Genomic DNA, 8878 nt, shown 5'->3' on the forward strand with positions numbered 1-8878 from the left:
GCCCTCCACCTCCGAAGTGCTCGACTGGCTGAAGCTGCTGCTCGCCGAGGATCTGGACGCCGTCGATCTGCGCGCCGATCCGACCTCCAACCTGCCCCGCCTGCACGGCGCGCTCCTGAAGAACGAGCAGGACGTCCATCTGTTCGAACGCCTCGCCTTCCTCGCCCGGGGAAAACGCTCGTGAACCGGCGCCCCGCCGCCGTCGGAAATCTTTTGCCCGCATTCCCGCGTCGGACCCGTGACAACGGGCGCTCGCTTTACTATGTTGCAGTGCAGCAAAAGGAGACAGCCCATGCCGCGAGCCACCAGCCCCTTTACAGCCTTGATAGCTTGGGGAAATCTGACGCAGTCCTACGCACGCATGAGCCTCGCGGCCGGCGAAGTGATTTTGCGCCGCACAATGCAGATGGCGAGCGGCACGATGACGCCGCACGAGGCGGTCGCCATGGTGATGGAAAAGCCGGCCGCCTTTGCCACCTCGGCGGAGCGCGCTGCGGTCGCGGCGGCACGCGGCGGGGACGTCACCCGGATCGCCTCGGCGGCGCTGCGGCCCTACGGCGCCAAGACGCGGTCCAACGTCCGCCGGCTGCGCAAGTAGCCGCGCCCTCTGTGGCGGCGGCGGAGACGCCGCGATGATTGCGGTCCGACCCACCACGGTCGCCCACGAGGACGCGTGGCGCGACCTCTGGGGCGGCTATCCCGACTACTGCGGGATCAAGCTGACCCAGGACTTCAACGCGACGGCCCGCCGCCTCTACGACCGGATCGGCGTCGTCACGCCCTTCGTCAAGCACCGGCGCTGAGAGCGCGCCGGTCGATGCGCGGCGCCCCGGTCCGATCCTGCCTCGCGGCCGCCTGCCTTGCGGCGCTGGCGGCTTGCGCGACCGCGCCCGGCGGCGGGCCGCCGCCCTCCGAGGTGCGCTTCGCCCCGGTCGCCCAGCCCCGCGGCGTCGCCCGCGCGAACGCCGATCTCGCGCAGGACTTCCTCGACCTGACCTTCGCGCTGGAGAGCGGCGAGAAGCTCGACCGGCTGCTGCGCTACGAGGCGCCGGTTCGCGTGTCGATCACCGGCCTCGACGCGTACCGGCCCGACCTCGAAGCCCTGCTCGCCCGCCTGCGCGACGAAGCGGGCGTCGACGTCGCGCTTTCGGCCGATCCGAAGCAGGCCCAGATCCGCATCGAGGGGGTGCCCGCCTCCGCGCTCGCCCGGGTGTTCCCCTCCGCCGCCTGCTTCATCGTGCCCGGCGAGACGACCTGGCGCGGCTTCCTGCGCCGCCGCGGCGACCCGCCGCTGCGCTGGGGCGAACAGAAGGAGCTCGGCGTCGCGTCGATCTTCGTGCCCCATGACGGCATCCCGCAGGACGTGCGCGACTGCCTGCACGAGGAGATCACCCAGGCGCTGGGTCCGGCCAACGACCTCTACCGCCTGCCGGATTCGATCTGGAACGACGACAATCTGCACTCGATCGCGACGCCGTTCGACATGCTGATCCTGCGGGCGCTGTACCAGCCCGAACTGCACAGCGGCATGACCCGCGAGGAAGTGGCTGCCCGGCTGCCCGCCATCCTCTCCCGCGAGAACCCGAAGGGCCGCGGCGCGCCCCGGCAGGCGCGCCACCCGGAATCGCGCGCCTGGGCGAGCGCGATCGAGGTCGCCCAGGCGCCGCGCGGCTCGCGCGAGCAGCGCCTCCTCGCGGCGCGGCAAGCGACCCGGATCGCCGCGGAGATGCGCCCGCCCGACCACCGCCTCGCCGTTTCGCTGCTCACGCTCGGCCGACTGACGCTCAGGAGCGACCCGGCCGCCGCGGCGCGCTACTTCGCCGAAGCCTACGACGTCTCGCGCCGCCGGCTCGGGACGGGCGACCTGCGCACCGCCCACGCGGGCGTCCATGTCGCCGCCGTGGCGCTCGCGGCCGGCGAATACGACACCACCGTGACGCTCGCCGACCGCCATGTCCCCGCGGCGCGTCAGGGCCAGAACGCCATCCTGCTCGCCGGCCTCCTCTCGCTCGAATCCGAGGCGCTCCTCGCTCTCGGCAGGACCGAGGCGGCGCGCGAGGCCCGTATCGACAGCCTGCGCTGGGCCCGTTACGGGTTCGGCGACGATGACGGCACGCTCGCGCGCGAGCAGGCCGCGCTCGCCGCGCTGCGTCTGGACCGGGACTGAGCCATGCTGATCCTTCTCGCCATCGCGCTCGGCGCCGTTCTCGGCTGGCGCCGCGCCGCGTCCCGCGGCGGCGACCGTCTCGACCAGCTGCAATACGCCGCCGCCCATGCCATCGCGTTCGGCCTCGTGACGACGATCGCCCTCGTCGTCCTCGGCCAGATGCGCGCGGGCTGAGGCCGATGTTCACCCGCTTCTTCGCCGAGCTGCGCGGCGAGGGCGTCGGAACCTCGCTGCGCGAGTATCTCGCATTCCTCGAGGCGCTCGAGGCCGAGGTCGTGCTCTACGACGCCGAGGGCTTCTACCACCTCGCCCGCGCCGCGCTGGTCAAGGACGAGCGCCGCATCGACCGCTTCGACCGCGTCTTCGCCCGCTGCTTCCAGGGCCTCGGCGAGCTCACCGCTGAGGAAATCATCGCCCGCGTCGACCTTCCCGCCGAATGGCTGAAGAAGCTCGCCGAGAAGCACCTGACCGATGAGGAAAAGGCCCAGGTCGAGGCCCTCGGCGGCTTCGACGAACTGATGGAGGCCCTGCGCAAGCGGCTCGCCGAGCAGCAGGGCCGCCACCAGGGCGGCTCGAAATGGATCGGCACGGCCGGAACCTCGCCCTTCGGCGCCTACGGATACAACCCCGAGGGCGTGCGCATCGGCCAGGACGAGAGCCGCCACCGCCGCGCCGTCAAGGTCTGGGACCGCCGCGAATTCCGAAACCTCGACGATCAGGTCGAGATCGGCACGCGCACGATCAAGCTCGCGCTCCGCCGCCTGCGCCGCTGGGCGCGCGAAGGCGCCGCGGACGAACTCGACCTGCCCTCGACCATCCGCCGCACCGCCGAGCAGGGCTGGCTCGACGTCGTCACCCGCCCCGAGCGCCACAACGCGGTCAAGGTGCTGCTCTTCCTCGACGTCGGCGGCTCGATGGACGAGCATGTCCGCATGGTGGCCGAGCTGTTCTCGGCCGCCCGCGCCGAGTTCAAGCACTTCGAGCCTTTCTACTTCCACAACTGCCTCTACGAGGGCGTCTGGCGCGACAACCGCCGCCGCTGGGACGCACAGACCCCGACCGCCGAGGTCATCCGCACCTATGGCCCGGAGTACCGCGCCGTCTTCGTCGGCGACGCGGCGATGAGCCCCTACGAGGTCACCCAGCCGGGCGGCGCCAACGAGCACTGGAACGCCGAGGCGGGCGCCGTCTGGCTGGCCCGCGCGCTCCACGCCTGGCCCCACGCCGCCTGGCTCAACCCCGTGCCGGAGGCGCACTGGCGCTACGCGCTCTCGACCGACCTGATCACCCGCATCTTCGACGGCCGCATGTTCCCGCTCACCCTCGCCGGCCTCGACGCCGCGATCCGGGAGCTGGCGCGGTGACGCCAGCCGTGCCCCTGCCCGCCATCTTCGACGAAGGCCCCTTCGCTCCGGCGCCCCGTCCCTTCAACCTCGCCGCCCACGCCCTCGCCGCGGCGGACCTGACCCCCGGCAAGGTGGCGCTCGAGATCCTCGCCGGCCCGGGCGAGGTCGCCGAAACCTGGACCTACGCCCGCCTCCGCGGCGCGGTCCTGCGCACCGCCGGCGGCCTCGCCGCCCTCGGCGTCGGACCGGGCGACCGGCTGCTCCTGCGGATCGGCAACTCGGCCGACTTCCCGCTGCTGTTCTTTGCGGCCAACGCTCTCGGCGCCATTCCCGTCCCGACCTCCACGGCGCTCACCCCGCCCGAGGTGGCCGTCCTCGTCGAGGACCTCGCCCCGAGCGCCATCCTCTGCGGCGAGGGCGTCACGCCCCCGCCCGACCCGATGGGCGCGACATTGCTCCTGCCCGCCGACGTCGCCCGCCTTCGCGACGCGGCCCCGGCCGATTTCGCCGCGACCGATCCCGACGACCCCGCCTATATCCTCTACACCTCCGGCAGCGGCGGCCGCCCGAAGGGCGTGACGCACGCCCAGCGCGCCGCCTGGGCCCGCCGCATGATGTGGGACGGCTGGTATGGCCTCACCGCCGACGACCGCGTCCTGCACGCCGGCGCCTTCAACTGGGCCTATACCCTAGGCGCCGGCCTCATGGACCCCTGGGCCGCCGGCGCCACGGCGCTCATCTACGCCGGCCCCCCCGGCCGCGGCGTCTGGCCGGCGCTCGCCCGCGCCCACGGCGCGACGATCTTCGCCGCCGCGCCCGGCGTCTACCGCCAGATGCTCGACGCGCCCGATCTCGCGCAGGGCTTCGCCCGCCTCCGCCACGGCCTGAGCGCCGGCGAGGCGCTGCCGCCTGCCGTCGCCGCCGCCTGGACCGGCGCCACGGGCAAGCAGATCTACGAGGCGATCGGCATGACCGAGGTCTCGACCTACGTTTCCTTCTCGCCGGCTTCGCCGCCCGTTCCGGGCCATGTCGGCCGCCCGCAGCCGGGCCGCCGGATCGCCATCCTGGCCGGGGAGGGCGAAACCCCGGTCGCCCGCGGCGAGGAGGGGCTGCTGGCCGTCTCGCGCCGCGATCCGGGCCTGATGCTCGGCTACTGGCGCCGGCCGGAGGAGACCGCCGCCGCCATGCGCGGCGAGTGGTTCGTCACCGGCGACCGCGCCCGCATGGACGCCTCCGGCGCCATCGCCCATCTCGGTCGGGCCGGCGACCTGATGAACGCCGGCGGCTACCGCGTCAGCCCCGCCGAGGTCGAGGCGGCGCTCGCGCTGCACCCCGGGGTCGCCGAAGCCGCCGCCGCGGAGATCCCCGTCCGCGACGGCGTCACCGTCATCGCCGCCTTCTACGTCCCCGCCGCCGGCCCGGTCCCGTCCGAGGATCTCGCCGCCCACTGCGCCGCCCGCCTCGCCCGCTACAAGACGCCCCGCGTCTTCTATCCGGTCGCGGCGCTCCCCCGTACCGCGAACGGCAAGCTCCGGCGCGCCGACCTCGCCGCGCTCGCGCGCCCGGGCTTTCATACGGCCTCCGCCTGAATGCCTCGCGTCTGCGTTAACGATTCAATTCTGACTCTTTTGCTTGGCATATGGGTCGTGCATACGTTGTGCATGGAGCGTGCATCGAAGGATCCGCCGTAAACCCTTGACGCGGAAGTCCTCGGACGGAAACCGTATCATTCAGGTTAGCTGGTCTGGAGAGCAGTCGGTTTTTCGCCCACAGGCGAAGAACAGGCAAAGCCGCAAAGGCGGCCTACCCCGCCTCGCGCTGCCGCGCCGCCTCGACGGCGCCCTCGCCTTCCGGACCGAGGCCGTAACTCATGCGCCGCATCTGCTCCAGCACACGCCCCATCTCCGCGTCGTCGAGCACCGGCGGGTCGCCCAGCGCCAGCGCCTGCACGTAGAGACGCGCCAGCGTCTCCACCTCCACCGCCAGCCACAGCGCCTTCTCGACGCTCGCGCCAAGCGCGATCTGCCCGTGCTGGCCGAGCAGGCACGCGAGCCGCCCCTCCAGCCCCGCCAGCGCCGCGTCCGACAGCGCCTGCGTCCCGAAGGTGGCGTAGGGGGCGCAGCGGATGTCCGTGCCGCCCGCCACCGCGATCATGTAGTGAAAGGCCGGGATCGCGCGGTGATGGCAGGCGAGCGTCGTCGCATAGACCGAGTGGCAGTGCAGCACCGCCTCGACATCGGGCCGCGCCGCGAGGATGTCGCGGTGAAAGCGCCACTCCGACGAAGGCCGCCGCCCCTCGTAGTTCCCGTCGAAGGCCATCGACACGATGTCCTCGGGAACCATCCGGTCATAGGGCAGCGACGAGGGCGTCACGAGGAACCCCTCGCCGAACCGCGCGGACAGGTTTCCCGACGTGCCCTGGTTGATCCCGCTCGCGTTCATCGCCCGGCAGGTCTCGACCATCGCCCGCCGGAGCTTGCGTTCCGTCTTCATGCGCTTCTCCTCCCCTCGGAGCCCCCATAGCCGACAGCCCGTTTCCCGTCGAGCACGCGCGACGGCGGTATCTGCTACACTCGCCACCGGAAACGATTCGCCAACCGGAGCAACGCGATGGCCGACGCCGCGACGACCGGAGCCGCCGGGGGCACCCTCGATCCCGCCAAGGCCCCTGTCGCGCAGGTCCTCGCCGCCCTGGGCGTCGACGCCGCCCGTGGACTCTCCGCAGACGAAGCCAAGGCGCGCCTCGCGAAGTACGGCCCCAACGCGCTCACCGAGAAGGAGCGCAGCGCCTGGTCGAAGCTCGTCGGCTATTTCATCGGCCCGATCGCCTTCATGATCGAAGCCGCGGCGGTCGTCTCGGCGATCCTCGGCCACTGGCAGGACTTCGCGATCATCACCGGCCTTCTCGTCTTCAACGCAGCACTCGACTTCTGGCAGGACCGCAAGGCCTCGAACGCGCTCGCCGCGCTGAAGAAGGGCCTCGCCCCCAGCGCCACCGCGCTCCGCGACGGCGCCTGGGCGACGCTGCCCGCCGCCGACCTCGTCCCCGGCGACGTGGTGAGGATCCGCCTCGGTGCCATCGTGCCGGCCGACCTGCGCCTCGTCGCCGGCGACTTCGCCTCGATCGACCAGTCGGCGCTGACCGGCGAGTCGCTTCCCGCCGCCAAGAAGCCCGGCGACGCGGCGTATTCCGGCTCGGTGGTGAAGCAGGGCGAGATGACCGGCGTCGTCATCGCCACCGGATCGAACACCTACTTCGGCCGCACCGCCAAGCTCGTCGCCGGCGCCGGAGCGGCCAGCCACGCCCAGAAGGCGATGTTCCAGATCGGCGACTTCCTGATCCTCCTCGCCGTGGCGCTCGCCGCCATCCTCGTCGGAACCCAAGCCTACCGCGAACTGGTCATCGCCCACGACTGGCGGCTTTCCGACGCGCTCGGAATCCTGCAATTCGTCCTCGTCCTGCTCGTCGCCTCGATCCCGGTCGCCATGCCGGCGGTCTTCTCGATCACCATGGCGCTCGGCGCCCTCGCTCTCTCGAAGCAGAAGGCGATCGTCTCGCGGCTCGAGGCGATCGAGGAAATGGCGGGCGTCGACATCCTCTGCACCGACAAGACCGGCACGCTGACCAAGAACCAGCTGAAGCTCGACCCGCCGATCCTCCTCGCCGCGACCGACCCGCAGGCCGTCATCCTCGCCGGGGCGCTGGCCTCCCGCGCCGAGGACCACGACCCGATCGATGACGCCGTCCTCGCCGCGCTGGCCGACCCGAAGGCGGCGGCGGCCTGGCGCCCGACCGCCTTCACTCCCTTCGACCCGGTGACCAAGCGCACCGAGGCGACGGTGACGGACCCCGCCGGCAAGACCGTCCACGTCGCGAAGGGCGCGCCCCAGGCCATCGTCGCGCTGGCGAAGCCCGACCAGACCACCGCCGACAAGGTGGCCAAGGCCGTCGCCGACCTCGCCGCCCGCGGCTACCGCGCGCTGGCAACCGCGCGCTCGGACGACGGCGGCGCGACCTGGTCGCTCCTCGGCATCCTGCCGATGTTCGACCCGCCGCGCGACGACAGCAAGGCGACCATCGCCGCCGTCCGCGCCAAGGGCGTCTCGGTCAAGATGATCACCGGCGACGACACCGCCATCGCCGCCGAGACCGCCCGCCAGCTCGACATGGGCGCGAACATCCTTACCGCGTCCGACGTCTTCCCCAAGGACATGAACCCCGACCATCCGCCGGCCGCCATCGTCGACATGATCGAGAAGGCCGATGGCTTCGCCCGCGTCTTCCCCGAGCACAAGTACGCCATCGTCAAGGCGTTGCAGTCGCGCGGCCACCTCGTCGCCATGACCGGCGACGGCGTCAACGACGCCCCGGCGCTCAAGCAGGCCGATTGCGGCACGGCCGTCTCCGGCGCCACCGACGCCGCCCGCGGCGCGGCGGCGCTGATCCTGACCGCCCCCGGCCTCTCGGTGATCGCCGCCGCCATCGACGAGGCCCGCCGCATCTTCGGCCGGGTGACGTCCTACACGATCTACCGCGTCGCCCTGACGATGACGATCATGTTCCTCGTCGTCCTCTCCACCGTCTTCCTCGGCTTCCAGCCGCTGACCGCCGCGATGATCGTCGTCATGTCGCTCCTCGACGACGTGCCGATCATGACCATCGCCTACGACAACACCCCCGTCTCGCCGCAGCCGATCCGCTGGCGGATGCGCTGGCTTCTCGGCGTCTCCGCGGCGCTCGGGCTCTTCTCGATCATCCAGTCCTTCGGGCTGCTCCTGATCGCCATGGAGGTCGCCTCCGACCCGCGCTGGGCCTGGCTCGGCGTCGCCGGCCACGACCACGTCCAGACCGTGATGTTCCTCCAGCTCGTCGTCGCCGGCCACCTCCTGCTCTTCGTCACCCGCAGCGAGCGCTGGTTCATGCTGCCGCCCTTCCCGGCCCTGCCGCTCGTCGCCGCGATCGCCGCCACCCAGGCGCTCGCCGTCGCCATCGCCGCCCGGGGCTGGCTCGGCCCCGCGCTGCCGTGGGCGACGATCGGCCTGATCTGGGCCTACAACCTGATCTGGATGCTGGTCCTCGGCGTGGTGCGGCTGGGGGCCGAGCGGCTGATGGCAAACGCCACGCCGGCGCGCCTGCGGGGAGCGGCGATCCACACCACGCCGCTCGGCCCGCAGCCGGCCGCCACGAAACAGGGGAGACGCGCATGGACTACCGCAGGAAGCTGATCGCGAAACCCGGCGCGCGGATCCGGCTGCGCGACGTCGATCCCGCCTGGCACGGCAGGCACGAGGACGAGGCGGCGGCGAAGTCCGAGCTCGACGCCTGCATGGCGCGGATCACCGACCTCCAGGAACGCCTCTACGC

At 72.1% G+C, this 8878-nt stretch carries 8 protein-coding genes and 1 pseudogene; 8 read left to right on the plus strand and 1 reads right to left on the minus strand.

Annotation, left to right across the window (positions count from 1 at the left end):
* The 7 genes and pseudogenes from KBA23_RS14100 to KBA23_RS14130 all read left to right on the plus strand — a co-directional run.
* A pseudogene (locus KBA23_RS14100) lies at positions 1 to 184 on the plus strand (ATP-binding protein); the annotation flags it as partial.
* A 108-nt stretch (positions 185 to 292) separates the two neighbouring features.
* Positions 293 to 598: an antibiotic ABC transporter gene (locus KBA23_RS14105; protein WP_290742016.1), complete on the plus strand. Its 306-nt coding sequence runs from the start codon at positions 293 to 295 to the stop codon at positions 596 to 598.
* 34 nt (positions 599 to 632) lie between these two features.
* A complete protein-coding gene (locus tag KBA23_RS14110; protein WP_290742019.1) occupies positions 633 to 803 on the plus strand; it encodes a hypothetical protein in 171 nt (56 codons plus the stop codon).
* A gap of 14 nt (positions 804 to 817) precedes the next feature.
* Positions 818 to 2167, plus strand: coding sequence for a DUF2927 domain-containing protein (locus tag KBA23_RS14115; RefSeq protein ID WP_290742022.1), 1350 nt, complete (start codon positions 818 to 820; stop codon positions 2165 to 2167).
* A 3-nt stretch (positions 2168 to 2170) separates the two neighbouring features.
* Positions 2171 to 2341 (plus strand): hypothetical protein, encoded by a 171-nt coding sequence (locus KBA23_RS14120; RefSeq protein WP_290742025.1) that lies wholly within the window; start codon positions 2171 to 2173, stop codon positions 2339 to 2341.
* A gap of 5 nt (positions 2342 to 2346) precedes the next feature.
* Positions 2347 to 3531, plus strand: a complete 1185-nt coding sequence (locus KBA23_RS14125) for a VWA domain-containing protein (protein ID WP_290742028.1) — start codon at positions 2347 to 2349, stop codon at positions 3529 to 3531.
* On the plus strand, positions 3528 to 5102 hold the full coding sequence (locus KBA23_RS14130) for a class I adenylate-forming enzyme family protein (protein WP_290742031.1): 1575 nt from the start codon (positions 3528 to 3530) through the stop codon (positions 5100 to 5102). Before KBA23_RS14125 ends, KBA23_RS14130 begins: the two co-directional genes overlap by 4 nt.
* A 214-nt stretch (positions 5103 to 5316) precedes the next feature.
* Here KBA23_RS14130 and KBA23_RS14135 read toward each other — a convergent pair whose 3' ends face one another.
* Positions 5317 to 6006 (minus strand): class II aldolase/adducin family protein, encoded by a 690-nt coding sequence (locus tag KBA23_RS14135; RefSeq protein WP_290742034.1) that lies wholly within the window; start codon positions 6004 to 6006, stop codon positions 5317 to 5319.
* Between the two features lie 117 nt (positions 6007 to 6123).
* On the opposite strand from KBA23_RS14135, the gene KBA23_RS14140 reads away from it, so the two are divergent.
* Entirely contained in the window at positions 6124 to 8739 is a 2616-nt protein-coding gene (locus KBA23_RS14140; RefSeq protein WP_290742036.1) for a plasma-membrane proton-efflux P-type ATPase, read from the plus strand.
* The last annotated feature ends 139 nt before the right edge of the window (positions 8740 to 8878 follow it).

Source organism: Amaricoccus sp. (genome assembly GCF_017995835.1).
Lineage (GTDB): Bacteria > Pseudomonadota > Alphaproteobacteria > Rhodobacterales > Rhodobacteraceae > Amaricoccus.

Bases quoted from the DNA above. Each gene is read 5' to 3' on its own strand.
- KBA23_RS14125 (WP_290742028.1), top strand. From the start codon at position 2,347: ATGTTCACCCGCTTCTTCGCCGAGCTGCGCGGCGAGGGCGTCGGAACC.
- KBA23_RS14115 (WP_290742022.1), top strand. From the start codon at position 818: ATGCGCGGCGCCCCGGTCCGATCCTGCCTCGCGGCCGCCTGCCTTGCG.
- KBA23_RS14135 (WP_290742034.1), bottom strand. From the start codon at position 6,006: ATGAAGACGGAACGCAAGCTCCGGCGGGCGATGGTCGAGACCTGCCGG.
- KBA23_RS14105 (WP_290742016.1), top strand. From the start codon at position 293: ATGCCGCGAGCCACCAGCCCCTTTACAGCCTTGATAGCTTGGGGAAAT.
- KBA23_RS14110 (WP_290742019.1), top strand. From the start codon at position 633: ATGATTGCGGTCCGACCCACCACGGTCGCCCACGAGGACGCGTGGCGC.
- KBA23_RS14120 (WP_290742025.1), top strand. From the start codon at position 2,171: ATGCTGATCCTTCTCGCCATCGCGCTCGGCGCCGTTCTCGGCTGGCGC.
- KBA23_RS14140 (WP_290742036.1), top strand. From the start codon at position 6,124: ATGGCCGACGCCGCGACGACCGGAGCCGCCGGGGGCACCCTCGATCCC.